Origin of the sequence: Micromonospora parva (assembly GCF_040649675.1) — a bacterium.
Classification (GTDB): Bacteria; Actinomycetota; Actinomycetes; order Mycobacteriales; family Micromonosporaceae; genus Micromonospora; species Micromonospora parva.
In genome coordinates, this window is sequence record NZ_JBEZFX010000005.1 from 17882 (window position 1) to 34301 (window position 16420).

General features: G+C 71.0%; 17 protein-coding genes. 7 read left to right on the forward strand and 10 right to left on the reverse strand.

Annotation, left to right across the window (positions count from 1 at the left end; genetic code table 11):
* Positions 1-156 precede the first annotated feature (156 nt).
* Entirely contained in the window at positions 157-1791 is a 1635-nt protein-coding gene (locus AB0C03_RS13860; protein ID WP_209444583.1) for a fatty acid--CoA ligase, read from the reverse strand.
* A 71-nt stretch (positions 1792-1862) separates the two neighbouring features.
* On the opposite strand from AB0C03_RS13860, the gene AB0C03_RS13865 reads away from it, so the two are divergent.
* Entirely contained in the window at positions 1863-2354 is a 492-nt protein-coding gene (locus AB0C03_RS13865) for an NUDIX domain-containing protein (RefSeq protein WP_030334282.1), read from the forward strand.
* Between the two features lie 36 nt (positions 2355-2390).
* Here AB0C03_RS13865 and AB0C03_RS13870 read toward each other — a convergent pair whose 3' ends face one another.
* Positions 2391-3425 carry an aldo/keto reductase gene (locus AB0C03_RS13870; RefSeq protein WP_030334280.1) on the reverse strand — a complete coding sequence of 345 codons (1035 nt, stop codon included), beginning with the start codon at positions 3423-3425 and terminating at the stop codon, positions 2391-2393.
* 125 nt (positions 3426-3550) lie between these two features.
* Between AB0C03_RS13870 and AB0C03_RS13875 the strand changes: the two genes are divergently transcribed.
* Complete coding sequence (locus AB0C03_RS13875) at positions 3551-4183, forward strand: TetR/AcrR family transcriptional regulator (RefSeq protein ID WP_357636889.1); 633 nt, start codon at positions 3551-3553, stop codon at positions 4181-4183.
* A gap of 55 nt (positions 4184-4238) precedes the next feature.
* On the opposite strand, the gene AB0C03_RS13880 is transcribed toward AB0C03_RS13875, so the two are convergent.
* Positions 4239-5915 (reverse strand): MDR family MFS transporter, encoded by a 1677-nt coding sequence (locus tag AB0C03_RS13880; RefSeq protein ID WP_357636892.1) that lies wholly within the window; start codon positions 5913-5915, stop codon positions 4239-4241.
* A gap of 129 nt (positions 5916-6044) precedes the next feature.
* Positions 6045-6587 carry a type 1 glutamine amidotransferase domain-containing protein gene (locus AB0C03_RS13885; RefSeq protein ID WP_210860566.1) on the reverse strand — a complete coding sequence of 181 codons (543 nt, stop codon included), beginning with the start codon at positions 6585-6587 and terminating at the stop codon, positions 6045-6047.
* Between the two features lie 179 nt (positions 6588-6766).
* On the opposite strand from AB0C03_RS13885, the gene rfaE2 reads away from it, so the two are divergent.
* Both rfaE2 and AB0C03_RS13895 read left to right on the forward strand, forming a co-directional pair.
* Complete coding sequence (rfaE2, locus tag AB0C03_RS13890; RefSeq protein WP_030334273.1) at positions 6767-8602, forward strand: D-glycero-beta-D-manno-heptose 1-phosphate adenylyltransferase; 1836 nt, start codon at positions 6767-6769, stop codon at positions 8600-8602.
* Positions 8599-9477 carry a glycosyltransferase family A protein gene (locus tag AB0C03_RS13895; RefSeq protein WP_030334271.1) on the forward strand — a complete coding sequence of 293 codons (879 nt, stop codon included), beginning with the start codon at positions 8599-8601 and terminating at the stop codon, positions 9475-9477. Before rfaE2 ends, AB0C03_RS13895 begins: the two co-directional genes overlap by 4 nt.
* A gap of 1 nt (position 9478) precedes the next feature.
* Here AB0C03_RS13895 and AB0C03_RS13900 read toward each other — a convergent pair whose 3' ends face one another.
* The 3 genes from AB0C03_RS13900 to AB0C03_RS13910 are packed head-to-tail and all read right to left on the reverse strand — an operon-like array spanning position 9479 to position 11648.
* Positions 9479-10585 (reverse strand): glycosyltransferase family 9 protein, encoded by a 1107-nt coding sequence (locus AB0C03_RS13900; protein WP_210864978.1) that lies wholly within the window; start codon positions 10583-10585, stop codon positions 9479-9481.
* Between the two features lie 8 nt (positions 10586-10593).
* On the reverse strand, positions 10594-11145 hold the full coding sequence (locus tag AB0C03_RS13905) for an Hsp20/alpha crystallin family protein (RefSeq protein ID WP_030334267.1): 552 nt from the start codon (positions 11143-11145) through the stop codon (positions 10594-10596).
* Positions 11145-11648 carry a DUF2231 domain-containing protein gene (locus AB0C03_RS13910; RefSeq protein ID WP_030334266.1) on the reverse strand — a complete coding sequence of 168 codons (504 nt, stop codon included), beginning with the start codon at positions 11646-11648 and terminating at the stop codon, positions 11145-11147. The genes AB0C03_RS13905 and AB0C03_RS13910 overlap by 1 nt, the downstream gene beginning before the upstream one ends.
* Before the next feature lie 154 nt (positions 11649-11802).
* Between AB0C03_RS13910 and AB0C03_RS13915 the strand changes: the two genes are divergently transcribed.
* Positions 11803-12420: a pyridoxamine 5'-phosphate oxidase family protein gene (locus AB0C03_RS13915; RefSeq protein WP_357636899.1), complete on the forward strand. Its 618-nt coding sequence runs from the start codon at positions 11803-11805 to the stop codon at positions 12418-12420.
* A gap of 13 nt (positions 12421-12433) precedes the next feature.
* On the opposite strand, the gene AB0C03_RS13920 is transcribed toward AB0C03_RS13915, so the two are convergent.
* From AB0C03_RS13920 to AB0C03_RS13930, 3 genes are all read right to left on the reverse strand, one after another.
* Positions 12434-13045, reverse strand: a complete 612-nt coding sequence (locus AB0C03_RS13920; RefSeq protein WP_357636900.1) for a hypothetical protein — start codon at positions 13043-13045, stop codon at positions 12434-12436.
* A gap of 97 nt (positions 13046-13142) precedes the next feature.
* Positions 13143-13691, reverse strand: a complete 549-nt coding sequence (locus AB0C03_RS13925; protein WP_357636902.1) for a DUF4240 domain-containing protein — start codon at positions 13689-13691, stop codon at positions 13143-13145.
* A gap of 31 nt (positions 13692-13722) precedes the next feature.
* Positions 13723-14130, reverse strand: coding sequence for a VOC family protein (locus AB0C03_RS13930; RefSeq protein WP_030334260.1), 408 nt, complete (start codon positions 14128-14130; stop codon positions 13723-13725).
* Between the two features lie 67 nt (positions 14131-14197).
* Here AB0C03_RS13930 and AB0C03_RS13935 point away from each other — a divergent pair, with 67 nt between their 5' ends.
* Positions 14198-14842, forward strand: coding sequence for a class I SAM-dependent DNA methyltransferase (locus AB0C03_RS13935; RefSeq protein WP_036411936.1), 645 nt, complete (start codon positions 14198-14200; stop codon positions 14840-14842).
* 87 nt (positions 14843-14929) lie between these two features.
* Positions 14930-15805 carry a patatin-like phospholipase family protein gene (locus tag AB0C03_RS13940; protein WP_030334257.1) on the forward strand — a complete coding sequence of 292 codons (876 nt, stop codon included), beginning with the start codon at positions 14930-14932 and terminating at the stop codon, positions 15803-15805.
* Positions 15806-16420: the final 615 nt, after the last annotated feature.

Below are 16420 nucleotides of genomic sequence, written 5' to 3' on the forward strand. Positions count from 1 at the left end.
GCAGGACAGAAGCGAATAACTTTCGCAACAATGATGGTGCGGGTCACCCCGCGTGGAGCGGGCGGCCCCGGCGCGGTGCGAACGCCGGGGCCGCCCCTGGGGAGGGTTGTTGCAGGAGTACTCCCGCCCCAACAGGCGACAGTGCCTGGCAAAACGTTACGGGGCTGTCAGCTCCCGGACAGTCAGCTCACCCCCGGCGTACCGCGAACGGACGACCTTCTTGTCGAACTTGCCCACGCTCGTCTTCGGCACGGTGTCGATGAACGCCCAGCGCTCGGGCAACTGCCAGCGCGCCACCGACGTGGCCAGGAAGTCCCGCAGCTCCTCCGCGGTCACCGACGCGCCCTCCCGGACCACCACGGTGGCCAGTGGCCGCTCGTCCCATCGCTCGTCCGGGACACCCACGACGCACGCCTCCAACACCGCCGGGTGGGCCATCAGCGCGTTCTCCAGCTCCACCGACGAAATCCACTCACCACCGGACTTGATCACGTCCTTGGCGCGGTCGGTCAGCGTGATGTACCCGTCCGGCGAGAGGGTGCCGACGTCGCCGGTTCGCAGCCAACCGTCGCGGAACTTCTCCTCCTCCGGGGCGTCGTCACCGACGTACCGGGCGGTCACCCACGGCCCACGGACCTCCAACTCGCCCACCGCCGTGCCGTCGGCGGGCATCGGCTCACCCGACGGGCCGACGATCCGCGCCTGCACGCCCGCCGGCACCCGCCCCTGGGTGTAGCGGTAACGCCACGCCTGCTCACCTGTCACACCGGCGGGCGGACGCGAGACCGACCCCAGCGGAGACATCTCGGTCATCCCCCAGGCGTGGATGACCTCGATCCCGTGCCGCTCGCCGAACGCGTGCATCAACGCCGGCGGGCACGCCGACCCGCCGACGATCACCTCACCGAGCGACGAGGTGTCCACGTCGTGGGTGTCCAGGTAGGCCAGCAGGTCGGTCCAGATGGTCGGCACCGCGCCGGCCAGGGTGGGCCGCTCGGCGGCGATCATCTCGGCGATCGGCGCGGCCTGGAGGAACCGGTCCGGCATGATCAGCGACGCGCCGGAGAGGAAGGCCGCGTACGGCAGACCCCAGGACATGGCGTGGAACATCGGCACGATGGCCAACTCGCGGTCGGTCGGCCCGAGACCGAAACCCTCCGGCATGCACACCTGCAACGAGTGCAGGTAGATCGACCGGTGCGAGTAGGCCACACCCTTCGGGTTCCCGGTGGTACCCGAGGTGTAGCAGAGCGCGGCGGCGTCGCGCTCGTCCACCTCGGGCCAGTCGTACACCTCTGGCCGGTCGGCGAGCAGCGCGTCCCAGTGGTGCACGGTGATCCGGCCACCGGCAGCCGCCACCAGCGGCGCGGGGTCACCGCCGCCGACCACCACGACGTGCCGCACCGTGGTCAGCTCGCCGATCACCCGGGCCAGCAGCGGGAGCAGCGTGCTGTCGACGAGCACCACCCGGTCCTCGGCGTGATTGGCGATGTAGACGACCTGGTCGGGGAAGAGCCTGATGTTGAGCGTGTGCAGCACCGCGCCCATGCTCGGCACCGCGAAGTAGGCGACCAGGTGCTCGTTGTTGTTCCACATGAAGGTGGCGACCCGCTCGTCACCGGTCACCCCACACTCGTCGCGCAGCGCGTGCGCCAACCGGGCGGCGGTGCGCCCCACCTCGGCGTACGTCATCCGGCGGGGCTCGGCGCCGGTCCAGGTCACCACCTCGGCCGTGCCGTGCACTCCTGCGCCGTGCTCGAGGATCCGGGAGACCTGCAGAGGGGCGTCCATCATCGTGCTACGCATGGGTAACAAGCTAGTGTCGCGGGTCACACGTTGGGAACCCCCGTAAGTTGTCGCAGGTGAGCATCTCCTGGGCCGACTCATACGTGGGGCAGTTGCGCGCACTCGCCGGGGACCGGACGCTGATGTTCGTCGGCGCCCGTGCCGTGGTGAACGACGACGCCGGACGCATTCTGCTGATCAAACGCTCGGACAACGGCCAGTGGGCCATGCCGGCCGGCGCGATGGAGCTGGGCGAGTCGATAGCCGACTGCGCGGTCCGCGAGGTCCGTGAGGAGACCGGACTGCGGGCCCTGCGGGTCTGCGCGTTCGCCCTCTACACCGGCCCCGACCGGACGAGCACCAACATGTACGGCCACACGTACCAGGTGTTCACGACGGCGTTCAAGGTGGAGGAGTGGGACGGGCAACTGGCCCGGGTCACCGACGAGACCACCGACGCGGGCTTCTTCGCCCGGGACCGGTTCCCCGCCCCGCTCTCCACATCGGTCATCGAGACCCTGGCCGACCTGGACGTCTTCGAGCAGACGAACCGACTGATCCTCAAGTAGGTCGGCCCCGGAGTCTGCCGACTCCGGGGCCGTGCCTCACTGGGGCAGCCGAACCCCGGCGAAGTACCCCTCCTGGATCCAGTTCGGGTACGCGACCGGCAGCTTGGTGGCCTCGTCCAGCTCGGTGAGGTCCTGCTCGGTCAGGGTGAGGTCCGAGGCGGCGATGTTGTCCACCAACTGATCGTGCTTGCGGGCTCCGACGATCACGCTCGTCACCGCGGGCCGGGACAGCAGCCAGGCGACCGCCACCCGGGCCGGGCTGACCTCGTGCCGCTCGGCGACGCCCTTGAGCACGTCGACCACCCCGAAGGCGTGCTCCGGGTCGAACGGCGTGAAGCTGGCGTAACCGGGCTGGGCGCTGCGCGCGCCGCTGTCGGCGACGGCCCCGTCCCGGCTGACCTTGCCGGAGAGGAAACCACCGGCGAGCGGGCTCCAGACGGTCAGCCCGACTCCCTCGTTGAGCGCCATCGGCACCACGTCGCGCTCCACGTCCCGGCCCAGCAGCGAGTAGTACTCCTGCACCGAGACGAACCCGGCCAGCTTCTCCCGGGCGGAGATGCCCAGCGCCTTGGAGATCTGCCAGGCGGCGAAGTTGGCGGCCCCGATGTAGCGGACCTTGCCCTGCCGGACCGCGTCGTCGAGCGCGCGCAGCATCTCCTCCATCGGAGTGATGTGGTCGAAGTTGTGGATCTGGTACAGGTCGATGTGATCGGTGCCCAGCCGGCGCAGGCTGTCCTCCAGGTTCTGCATGATGTGCAGCCGGGAGGTGCCGACGTCGTTCGGGCCGGGCCCGGTGCGGGAGTGCACCTTCGTCGCCAGCACGACGTCGCGACGCCGCTTGCCGAGCGCCTTGCCGAGCAGTTCCTCGCTCTCGCCGTCGCTGTAGCCGTCGGCGGTGTCGACGAAGTTGACGCCGGCGTCCAGCGCGGTGTCCACCAGCCGCTGCACCTCGGGCAGCGCCAGCCCACCGAGGGTGCCCCAGAGCGGGTGCCCGCTGCCGCCGAAGGTCATCGCGCCGAGCGAGATCTCCGAGACGTACACCCCGGTGGCGCCCAGCAGTCGGTACTTCACGTGTGTTGCTCCTCGTGGTGGGTGGGAGGCCGAGGTCAGGCCCTCCCTGGTCACTATGTCGGACACTGTGTCCGGCAACGAGCGTACGTCGCCGATCCGGCCCCCGGCCACCTAGGATTCCGGCTATGCCCTCGATCACCCGCCGCCGCCCGCGCAACCCCGACGGACGAGCCGCCGTCGAGGCGCGGGTGCTGGCGGCCACCGAGCGCCTGCTGCGGGAGGGCATCCGCTTCACCGATCTCGGGGTACAGCGGATCGCCGCCGAGGCGGGGGTGGCGCGGTCGACCTTCTACACCCACTTCCGCGACAAGACCGAACTGCTCATGCGTCTCGCCGGCACCATGCGGGAAACCTCCTTCGGCCGCACCGGCGAGTGGAGTCCGGCCGGGCCGGGCGACCCGCTCACGACCCTGACCGACGTCTTCGCCGACGTGATCCGGATCTACCGGACGTACGCCCCGGTCCTGGCAGCGGTCAGCGAGGTGGCCGCGTACGACGAGGTGGTCCGCGAGTACTGGGCGGCGGGGCTGGAGCGGTTCGTGGCCCGTACCGTGCAGGCGCTCCGCGTCGAGCAGGAGGCCGGACGTACCCCCGCCGGCGTCGACGCGGAGACCGCGGGCCGACTGATCGTGATCGGCGGCGACCGCTTCCTGGCCGACCACGTCAGCACCACCTCGGCCGACCCCGAGACCGACGCGGCAGCGGCCCGGGAGTTGGCCGCGACCTGGTGGTACGGCGCCTACCGCCGTCCCGCCTGACCCGCTGACGCCGACCGCCCCGGAGTGGTCCGGGCGGTCGACGTCGGCGAGACACTCAGATCATCGTCTGGGACTTGGCCTCCATGTCGGCGGCCGCCTCCTCCTTTGACTCGCGGGTCAGCGGCTTGCCACCCGGGGCCGGGGCCTCGCCGCCGAGCGGGTCGGCACCACCGGTGGCACCCTTCGGACCGGCACCCCGCAGCTGGGTGTTGGGCAGCGTCAGGGTGACCACCACCGCCACGATCGCGATCACGCCGGCGGTCAGGAAGACCATGTCCAGCGCGTCGACGAAGGCGCCCTGGATGGCCGCGCGGACCGGCCCCGGCAGGGCCAGGATGGTGGCCGGATCGTTGATCGAGATGTTGGTGCCACCACTCGCCGCCACGGCGGCCTGCTCCTGCGGCGGGAGCTGCGCGATCGCGCCGGGCAACCGGTCGGCGAGCCCGCCGGTCAGCCGGGACGAGAGCACCGTGCCGAGGATCGCCACCCCGAACGAACCGCCCAGCGACCGGAAGAACGTCGCCGAGGAGGTGCCGGCCCCCAGGTCGCGTACGGAGACCGCGTTCTGCACCGCCAGGATCAGCGACTGCATGCACAGACCCAACCCGATGCCGATCACCACCATGTACCCGAACGCGACCCAGAGCGAGGTGTTCACCGCCAGCTGGGTGAACAGGAACATGCCGGCCAGGAGGGTCACCGAACCGGCCACCGGGAACCACTTGTACCGGCCGATCCGGGTCATCGCGCGACCGGTCAGGATCGAGGTGATGATGATGCCGGCCATCATCGGCAGCATCAGCAGACCGCTCTGGGTCGGCGACGCGCCCTTGACGATCTGCAGGTACAGCGGGATGAAGATGATCGAGCCGAACATCACCAGACCGATGATGAGCAGGGCTGAGTTGGCCAGCGCGAAGGTGGCGCTGCGGAACAACCGCAGCGGCAGGATCGGCTCGGCCACCCGGGCCTCCTGGAGGACGAAGAGCACCCCCAGCACCGCACCGACAACGAAGAGACTGATGATCACGCCAGAGCCCCAGGGGTACTCGTTGCCACCCCAGCTCAGCGCCAGCAGCAGGGAACTCACCCCGGCCACCAGCAGACCGGCGCCGAGCCAGTCGATCGAGTGGTCCCGACGTTCGAACGGGATCAACCGCATCACGTGGTAGCAGACGACGATGGCCAGGATCGCCAACGGCACGTTGATGTAGAAGATCCATCGCCAGTCGGTCTCCGCGAAGTAACCACCCACCAACGGCCCGGCGACCGACGAGATCCCGAAGACCGCGCCGAACAGACCCTGGTAGCGGCCACGCTCACGGGGTGACACCACATCCGAGATGATGGTGAAGGCCAGCGTCAGCAGACCACCCGCGCCGAGACCCTGGATCCCTCGGGTGACGATCAGCTGGGTCATGTTCTGCGACAGCCCGGCCAGCAACGACCCGACCAGGAACGTGCCGATCGAGAAGAGGAAGACCGGTCGACGCCCGTACAGGTCGGCCATCTTGCCGTACAGGGGCGTCGACGCGGTCGAGGCGAGCAGGTACGCGGTGACCACCCAGGAGTAGTGGTTGATCCCGCCCAACTCGCCCACGATGGTCGGCAGTGCCGTGCCGACGATGGTCTGGTCGAGTGCGGCCAGCAGCATGCCGGTCATCAGGCCGAGCATGAGCAGCCGGATCTGCTGACGGTTCAGCACCGGCGCGTCGGAGGCTTCCGTGGTCATGTGCCCTTCTATCCCGTCACCCGCAGAACATGCGCCGAACCCCCACCTCAGCAGGGTTGATCATGAAGTTATTGCCACGAGACCCGCGCAAGGCGGCAACAACTTCATGATCAACCGGGGAGGTCGGGGTCAGGGGGTGGTGAAGGATTTGGTGATCTCCGCGCAGAAGGCGGGAAGGTCGTCGGGTTTGCGGCTGCTGGTGAGGTTGCCGTCGGTGACGCACTCCTCGTCCACCCAGGTTGCTCCGGCGTTGGTCAGGTCGGTACGCAGGGTGGGCCAGGACGTGATCCGCCGACCCCGCACCACGTCCGCCTCGATCAGCGTCCACGGGCCGTGACAGATCACCCCGACCGGCTTGCCCGCGTCGAAGAACGCCTTCACGAACCGCACCGCGTCCGGGTCGCCGCGCAGGAAGTCCGGGTTCGCCACCCCGCCGGGCAGCACCAGCGCGTCGTACCCGGCGGCGTCGGCCTTGTCGACTGTCACGTCCACGTCGTAGGTCTTGGACTGGTCCAGGTGGTTGAAGGACTGGATGGAACCGGGCTTGAGCGAGACCAGCTCCGCCGTCGCGCCGGCGTTCTCCACCGCCTCGCGTGGCTGGACGTACTCGACCTCCTCGACGCCGTCGGCGGCCAGGAAGGCGATCCGCTTGCCCTGCAATGTCGCTGCCATCTCGTACATCTCCTCTCTGGGGGTACCCCAGTTCCCTTCCCGCCGCCGAACACCCGAAACAGGTCGGACAGGTAGGGACCGGTGCGGACCGGCCAGGCGCCACCGAAGGTGGCATGACCAGCGGCGGGACCGGCCGTCAGCCAGGTTTGTCGGCCAGGCCGCTGGGGACCCGGACGGGCATGGCAGGAGCAGCAGCGGAACAGCGCCGGCTCGCCACCGTCGTGGAGAGCTGGCTCGAACGCCCAGTCCTGATCGTCGGTGACGCCATGTTGGACGAATGGCGGTTCGCCGACTCCGACCGGCTCTGCCGGGAGGCGCCCGCCCCCGTCCTCACCCTGCGGCGGCGGATCTCCGCCGCCGGTGGGGCCGCGAACACCGCCGTCAACGTCGCCGCCCTCGGTGGCCGGGCGGTGCTGGTGGCACCGGTCGGTGCCGACGTCGCCGGGGACGAACTGCACGACTGCCTGGACCGGGCCGGCGTCTGGGACCGCACTGTCAACCAGCCCGGGCGGCCCACCCCGGTGAAGCGGCGGATGCTGGCCGGCAACCAGATCCTCCTGCGCGAGGACTCCGGCGACCCGGAGGACGCTCTGGACCACGACGGGGTGGCCCGACTGCTCACCGCCCTGAGTTGTGCCACCGAGGAGTTGCGCGCCGCCGCCGGTGGGGAAGCCCCGACCCTGGTGGTCTGCGACTACGGCCTGGGCGCGCTGCCCGCGCCGGTCCGCGCGTGGCTGGTCGACAACCGCGAGCGGTACGCCACCGTCGCGCTGGACGCCCACGACCTGGCCGACTGGCGGGGCCTCGCGCCGACAGTGGTCACCCCCAGCTTCGCCGAGGCGACCCGACTGTTGGCCCGTGCGGGCGGTACCACCCGACCGGCCGGCGGGACCGAACTGCACCTGGAGCACCCGGACAACGGCCTGGCCGACGGGCCGTCCGAGATGACAGCGGGCGCTGCCCCGGGCGCGGTACGCGCCGACGACGCCACGGCCGAGCCGGCGCGGGCCGGGCACCCGGGGCCGATCGGTGAACCCACCCCGGGCGAGGGACGGGTGGCCCTCACCGGCGACGGGCTCAGCGTCACCGGCACCGGCGTCACAGTGAACACCCGGGCCGGTGAGGGCGTCGACCGGGCTGTCCTGGCCGAATCGCGGCTGGCCGAACTGCGGGCGCACACCGGCGCCGACGTGGTCGCGGTGACCCTGGACACCGAGGGCGCGGTGGTCGGCGGCGCCGACGGGGAGCCACGACGCAGCCACAGCACCCCGGTGCCGGCCAGTCACGCCGTGGGTGCCGGCGACGCGTACCTGGCGGCGATGACGTTGGCCCTGGCCGCCGACGCGCCGCTGCCCACCGCCGCCCAACTCGCCCAGCTGGCGGCCACCATCACCGTCTCGGACACGGGCACCTGCGTGTGCCGACGCGACGACCTGCTCGCCGCGCTCGACCAGCCGACCGACACCACGGGCCACCCCGCGTTGGTCGGTGGGGACGAGTTGGACACGATCGTCGCCGAACACCGCGAGGCGGGACGGTCGATCGTCTTCACCAACGGCTGCTTCGACGTGCTGCACCGCGGGCACGTGCGCTACCTGGAGCAGGCCCGCGCGTTGGGTGACCTGCTCATCGTGGCGGTCAACTCCGACGGCAGCGTACGACGGCTGAAGGGCCCGGACCGGCCGGTCAACCCGGTCGAGGACCGGGGTGCCCTCCTCGCCGCGCTCGCCTGCGTGGACCACGTGGTGGTCTTCGAGGAGGACTCACCAGCCGCACTGATCGAGGCGGTCCGACCGGACGTGTACGTCAAGGGCGGCGACTATCCGCCGGAGCTGGTGCCGGAGGCACCGTTGGTGCGCCGGCTGGGCGGCCAGGTGCGCACCCTCGGGTACGTGCCGGACCGGTCCACCTCCGCGATCATCGAGCGGATCCGGTCGCACAGCCAGGACCTGTCGCCGCACGTCGACGACCGGGAGCCGGACCCATCGCTGCGCACCCACACCCAGGCGTCGTGAACCGCCCTCTCGACCTCGGCACCCCGGCGGCCTTCCGGGCGGACCGGCTGCTCGACGTGCTGATTCCGACCCGGAACCGGCCCACCGAGCTGGCCGTCACGCTGAGCGGGCTCGCCGCCCAGGACGGGCTGCCCGGCTTCGGCGTGGTCGTCAGCGATCAGTCCGACGGGGACCCGGCGTACGCGCACCCCGCCGCGGCCACCATGGTCCGGGCGCTGCGCCACCGGGGTCACCCGGTGCTGCTGACCCGCCGGCTGCCACGGCGGGGGTTGGCCGAACACCGGGCGTACCTGCTCGCCGCCTCGGCCGCCCGGTACGTCCTCAACCTCGACGACGACATCTGGTTGGCACCGGGTGCGCTGCACCGACTGGTCACCGCTATCGGCGAGCTGGGCTGCGGGTTCGTCGGCAACGGTGTGCACGGCCTGTCGTACACCGATGACGTGCGGCCGGAGACGCACGGCCTCTACGAGGAGTGGGCCGGCCCGCCCACACCGGAGCGGATCCGACCCGACACCCCGCAGTGGAACCGGGCCCGGATCCACTCCGCCGCGAACCTGCTGCACATCACCGAACAGTTGGCGCTGCCGCCGGGGGCGTGGCGGGCCTACAAGGTCTCCTGGATCGGCGGGTGCGTGCTCTACGACCGGGCCAAGCTCGTCGACGCCGGCGGCTTCGACTTCTGGCGTCGGGTGCAGGAGAAGCACCAGGGCGAGGACGTGGCCGCGCAGCTCGCCGTGATGTCCCGCTACGGCGGCGCGGGCATCCTGCCCAGCGGCGCGTACCACCTGGAGTCCCCCACCACCGTCACCGACCGGGACGTGGAGGCGTGGGAGGTCGTCCTCGCCGACGAGGACACCCCGCAGTTGGCGTGACCTACCGGCCGAGCACCTCCCGGGCGGCCTCCAGCACCTCGATCACCGGGACGTCGGTCACGAACGAGTCCCGGTGCGGGCACTCACCGTCGCCCGGCCGGTGCGGGTAGATGCCCGGTGTGCAGTCGATCCCGCAGACCGGGCAGTGCACAGTCCACGAGCTGATCGGCCGGTGCCGGCCCCGCAGCGGGCTCGCCCCGTTGATCAGGTTGCCGACCCAGAAGATCCCCACCGTGGGAGCGCCCACCGCGGCGGCCAGGTGCAGCGGGCCGGTGTCGTTCGAGACGACCACCGCGCAGTCGGCGTAGCAACCCACCAGCCCACCGAGGCTGAGCGTGCCCACCTGCGGGCGCACCGGCACCTGCGCCGCGGCGACGACCCGGTCCACCACCTCCTGCTCGGACGGGGTGCCGGTGACCAGCACCTCGTAGCCGTCCGCGTGCAGCGCACGGGCCACCTCGGCGAAGCGCTCGGCGGGCCAGCGGCGGCGGGTGTCGGTGGCACCCGGATGCAGCGCCACCCGCTGACGATCGACCGGGCCCAGCACCCGGGCGGCCTCGGCCCGGTCGGCGTCGGTCACCGCGAGCCTCGGCGTGACAGTCGTGGCCGGCGCTCCCGCCAGCGCCACCACCTCCAGGTAGCGGATCACCTCGTGCTGGTAGTAGACGTAGCGGAGCCACCGGTCCAGCGGCGGCGCGTCCTCGGTGCGCAGGCCGACGGTCAACCGGGCACCGAGCCGACTGATCAGCGGGTTGGAGTTGGCGCCCCCGCCGTGGATCTGCACCGCCAGGTCGAACTCCGCACCGGCGGCAGCGGCCAGGAAGTCGTCCATCGACGACTCCGGCTCGCCCGGCTCCGCCGTACGGATGCCGGGCGCCGCCGGCACCACCAGCACCCGGTCCACCGGGCCGGGCCGGTCGCGCCAGAGCTTCGCGTGCCACGGCGCGCCGAGCAACACGATCTCCGCCGAGGGGTACGCGGCGCGCAACGCGTCCAGCGCCGGCAGGGCGAAGATGAAGTCGCCGAGCGCGTTGGCGCGCAGCACGGCGATCCGCCGCACGTCGGGAAGGCGCTCGGCGGTCGGGCCGAGCACGGGAGGGCTGACCACGCGGCCCGCTACGGCCGGTCGATCTCGTCAGCGGTGTCCGGGCGGTGCAGCTCCCGGTCCGCGGCGGGGTCGGCCGGCATCGGCGTACCCGGCAGGAGGTCGCCGGAGCGCGGCCCGGTGCGACCCACGGTGATGGTGCGCGGCGCGGGCCGGGTCGCCCGAGGCAGCCGGACCCGCAGCAGACCATGGTCCATCACCGCGTCGATGGCATCCGGGTCGACCCGCGCCGGCAGGTTGACCCGGTACTCGAAGCCGCGCGTCTCGAAGCCGCCCGGGATGCCCTGGTCGGCGTTGACCTCCGCCTCCGAGCGGGCCCGTACGCACAACTCGCGGTCGTCCAACTCGACCGCCACCTCCTCCGGCGCCACCCCGGGCAGCCGGACGACGACCTCCCAGCCGTCCGAGGTCTCGGTCAACTCGACGTCGGACGCCCCGGCGCGACCACCGACCAGGCGGCTCAACTCGGCGCGCAGCGACTGCAGCTCCCCCATCGGGTCCCAGCCCTGCTGCCGTCCGCCCCGCCATCCCCGACCGAAGCCGCCGAACTGCTGTTCACTCATCACACCTCTCCGATCCGCTGGGTGGCCGCCGGCGGCCGCAGCGAGCTGGACGCGTCCAGGCCGGCGTCGCTGTCGACGCCAACACCGAGCCGGTCGACCAGCTCACCACCGAGCCACGCACTGATGCCGAGGATCGCCAGCGCGACCACCTCGACGACGAGCAACGCGCCGCCAGCGGCGCGGGAATCGGCGTTGAGCCGGACCACCCAGATCGCCGCGAAGAGCAGGATCACCGCGACGTTGGCGCCAGCGTGCAGCAGACCCACCCGCTTGGCGCGGGTGCCGGTCGGGATCGCCAGCAGGTCGAACGAGCCGGCCGCCGCGGCGAGCAGGCCGCCGATCAGACCGACGGTGATGTTCCAGTACGCGACCTCGCCGAGGAAGTCGGGACCACCGACGGTGTCCACCACATCGAAGAGCACCGCCGTGGCCAGCAGCGCGACCGGGAACATGACCAGCATCGGGTGGACCGGGTGGCCCAGCACCTTGAGTCGGCTCTCCATCTCCCGGCCTCCACTGATCGGCTGCACTGCGCGACGCTCTCGTACGGCGGGCCGTACCCAACGCTGTCCGGCGCAAACCTCGCGCTGGTCACGGCGGCCTAGGCTGACGAATGGTGGTACCCGCCACCGGCTCAACGGTCGAGGGAGGATCGACGTGACGGTGGAGATCACCACTCATGAGGAGTTGCGCGAGCTGCTCGGCGTGCCGCACCCACGGGCCGCCAGCAAGGACCGCCCCCGCCTGCACCAACGGGACCGCGAGTGGCTGGGCGCCTCGCCGTTCTGTCTGATGGCCACTGCCGGCGCGGACGGCACCTGCGACGTCTCACCCAAGGGCGACCCGGCCGGGTTCGCCCTGGTGCTGGACGACACGACCATCGCGCTGCCGGAGCGGCCCGGCAACCGGCGGGCCGACGGCTACCGCAACATCCTCGACAACCCGCACGTCGGGTTGCTCTTCCTGATCCCCGGCCGGACCGACACGCTGCGGATCAACGGGCGGGCCCGCCTGGTCCGCGACGCGCCCTGGTTCGACGACATGGTGGTCAAGGGGCACCGGCCGGTGCTCGCCGTGGTGGTGGAGATCGAGCAGATCTTCTACCACTGCGCGAAGGCGTTCCTGCGGTCCGAGCTGTGGCGGCCGGAGACCTGGCAGCCCGAGGTGTTGCCGTCCCGCGCCCGCCTGATCAAGGAGGTCGAGGCACCGGCGGAGACCCTGGAGGACCTGGAACGGCACTACGGCCCGGAGTACGCCACGAAAATCTACGTCTGATCCCGCCGCCGACCTAGACCTGCTGGGGAACACGCCCGCCGTCAGGCCGGGTGGTCCCGGCCGGATACGGCGGATCCTGCACCCCGCCACGCCATCGGAAGAAGGCGTTGGCGGGTGGGAGTGCCAGCAGGACGAGGGCGATCAGGAGTGCGGGCGACGCCACGAACCCCGCCGCGGTGCTGAGCGGCTCGGCCCACCCGGGCATCAGTTGAGCGGCGACCTCCTCGACCCGACTCGCGTCAGGACTCTGCGGGATATCGTCGCCGCCCGGAACGGTGAAGATGAACAGCCAACCGGCCGACACCGCCACCGTCACGCCGCCGACAACCCAGGTGACGATCCGGGTCCAGTTCCGACCGGCCAGATTGGCCAGCGCCAGCGCCAGCACGACAAGGGCGGTCAACGCCACGACCAGGCCGACACCAATGAGGAACACCATCGGCGGGGCAGCGAAGCCACTCGGCGTGCCCACCTGCTCGTGTGCCCTCAGGTAGGTGTTCTCCCGAACGGCCTCGGCCGCCACCTGCGCGAGCCGGGCGAGACCACTCAGCCCCAGCAGCACGCTGGACGCGACGACGACGCGCCGCCCTGGTCGGACCGTCGCTGCTGAAACCCCCGTAGTCATGGACGGATGCTAACCGCGCCTCAGGGCCACCTGCCGTCTCGTGCAGGCGGATCTCCCACCGGTGTGGCCGGACCGGGGCCTATTCCGACGATGACGCTCAGGCCGACCAGCCGGCCCGGTTGCCGAACGACTCCCGGGAGATCCCGGAGCCGGTCTCCGGCCACGAACCGAACCGATCGTTGTGCAGGTGCGCGAACAGGTAGCACATCCCTTCGCAGTCGGCGTCCGGCAGCGCCATCGCGGGGTTGGCGCGGACCGCCTCGTAGTACGCCCGCCCCAGGGCGACGATGAACCCTCGCGCGTAGAGGAAACCGTCGTCGGAGCCGTCGGTCACCTCGTGGATGTCCTCCCGGTCGATGTCGTGCAGCTTGCGCTCCACCACCCGGTCGAGATCGGTCAGCTCCTGCCCGGTCAGCTCGGCGGTCAGGTGCCCGAGACGGTCCAGGAACGCGTCCAGCCAGGCGTCGATGGCGTAGGCCGGCCCGTCGCCGTCGTCGTCATCGGCGGGGTCGCGGTGGATGAGGGCCTGCCGCAGCGCCAGGGGCTCGGCGCCCAACTCGGCCCAGGCCGCCCCGATGAGTGCCCACAGTCGGGCCTCGTCGGCAGGGGTGGGCAGCGTCCCGGGGGCATCGGTGGTCACGGTCACCGTCGGACCGTAACCACCACCACCGACGGTTTCAGGACTCCGAGTCGGCGGTCACCATCCACAAGTGACCATCCGGGTCCGCGAAGACGCCCGCGTACGCCCAGGGATGCGCTGCCGTCTCGGTGATGATCTCGGCACCGGCGGTGCGCGCCCGCCCGACGAGCGCGTCCACGTCGGCCGGCGAGGCGACACCGAGGTTGAGCAGGCATTCGCTCTGACCCCTCGGGGCGACCTCGTGCCGGCCGATCACCCAGCCGAAGCCGCCGGTCGGGATGAGCATCAGCCGCAGCCCGTCGTTGACCACGAACTGCAACGGTTCGGGAATGCCGTCGTCGGCCAACTCGCCCACGGCGTCGAGGCCGAGTCCGTCGCGATAGAAGCGGTAGGAGGTAGCGCGGTCCGAGATGGGAAGACTCAGGATCACCGGTGCGGAAGTCATGGACGCCTCCAAACTGTCGGTCGGGCACGGCCAGCCATCAGTGTGTAGCTCAACTAGCGTTGGCGTGGTGACCGCAGACGACTGGCTGTCGGAGACCCGCACCTCCTACGACACGGTCGCGGTCAGCTACGCGCGTCTGGTACGCGACCTGCTGGCCCAGGCACCGCACGAACGAGCCGCGCTGACGTCGTTCGCCGATCTCGTGCGGGCTGCCGGCGGCGGGCCGGTCGCTGATGTGGGCTGCGGGACGGGTCGCATCACCGCCCACCTGCACACGCTCGGCGTCGACGCCTTCGGGATCGATCTCTCGCCCGGGATGATCGAGGTGGCCCGCCGTGATCACCCTGAGCTGAGGTTCGAGGTCGGCTCGATGACCGACCTCGACCTGGCCGATGACTCGGTCGTTGGCGTGGTCGCCTGGTACTCCCTCATCCACATCCCCGACGACCAGATCGACTCCGTGTTCGCGCATTTCCGGCGGGTGATCCGCCCCGGTGGCCCCCTGCTGCTCGGGTTCCACGTGGGCGACGAGACGACCCTCAAGACGGAGGGCTACGGCGGCCACCCGATGAACGTGCACGTCCATCGTCGGCAGCCAGCCCAGGTAGCGGCCTGGCTACGTCAGCACGGGTTCACCGTCGACTCGCAGACCACCGTCACCTCGGCGGAGAGCCGACTCGGCGGAACCATCGTCGGCCGACGGGAACCCTGAGCACCGCACCCGTTGTCGATCCACAGTCACCACTGTTAGCCTCAACTGCGTACAGCGTTAGCAGTATTCCACCGAATGAGGCGACTGATGACGGACGACGCGCGGCCTGTCTGGGTGCTCGGTGGCGGTGGAGTAGCTGGCATCGCCTGGGAGGTCGGCATCCTCGCCGGGCTTGCCGACGAGGGGGTGACCGTGACCCCGGAGGCAGTCCTCATCGGCACCAGCTCCGGTGCCGTCGTGGGTGCCCAGATCGCCAGCGGCACCCCCCTGGCGGAACTCTTCGAGCGACAGCGCGGCGGCGTCGCCCACGAGACCTCACCCGCCCTGCGCCTGCTCGACCTGCTTCGGCTCGCCCGGGCACAACTGTTCGCGCGCAGCCCCGAGCAGGCCGCTCGCCGCCTCGGCCGGCTCGCCCTCGCCGCACGCATCGACGACCCGTCCCGGCAGCGCCGGATAGCCGAGGCTCGACTGCCCGACCACGCCTGGCGGGACGACGCCGACCTTCGCATCGTGGCCGTCGACACCGGGACGGGCGCCAGCCGCACATTCACCAGGCACGACGGCGTACCCCTGGTGGACGCTGTCGCCGCGAGCTGCGCCATGCCGATCTCGGCCGCCCCGGTTGCCATCGGCGCCCACCGCTACATGGATGGCGGCATGCGGTCGACCCTCAACCTCGACCTCGCCCCCGGAAACGGCCCGGTCATCGCCCTCGCGCCGAGCACCGCCGCGATCGGGCCGTGGGCGCGCATCGAGAAGCAGCGAGCCGCGCTGGGCACGGGCCGCCGGGTGGAGTTGCTGCTTCGCGACCAAGCCTCCAGACGAGCGCAGGGGACCGGCGTGATGGACCGATCCGTCGTGCCCGCGCTCGTAGCCGCAGCCCGCGACCAGGGCCGACGCGAGGCGCTCCGGGTGGCCGCCGCACTCGCGGGGTCAACGCCGGGGCGAGAGACGCGAGGCTGACGCCGAGGCCTCCTCGCGACGTCGTTCGCACGGTGGCGCTTCCCCAGCAGGAGCGTGACGCCTACCGCGACCTGCGGGTGCGGCGGTGAGCCGCCCCCGACGTGACGAGTCCTTGGAATGGGCGGCCCGCAACGCGGTGGCCAGGGCCTATGCCCTGATCGTAAGTAAGTTCCGCATTCTTCTAAATGTATCTAGGTGCCACCAAAACCCCCCTCGACCGACCAATGGGTCGAATACGCTACAACTCGCCCGCCAATAGCGGCGAGTGACTAGTAGGTAGCTCTGGGTGTATCCGGGGTGGCTCTGGAGGGGTCATGAGCAACAACCGACGGCTGCGGCGGCGGCGGCTGAACCATGCCCGGGCGGCTTCAGGGCTGAGTTCCGCCCTACTGGTAGTCGGAATGACGGGTGGGCCCGCAGCCGCAGCGCAACCGGTGGAAGCGAAGCCGTCCGCACAGGACGTACACATCGGTACGCCCGGCCCGCATGGCCAACTCGGCGCGTGGCCCTCATCCTGGTCAACGGTCCGCCAAGACAGCGACGGGCCCGACGATTCGTGGGACCAGTACCCCGACGGGCAACCGGACTACGGTCCGCAGGGCTGGCAGAGCCCCT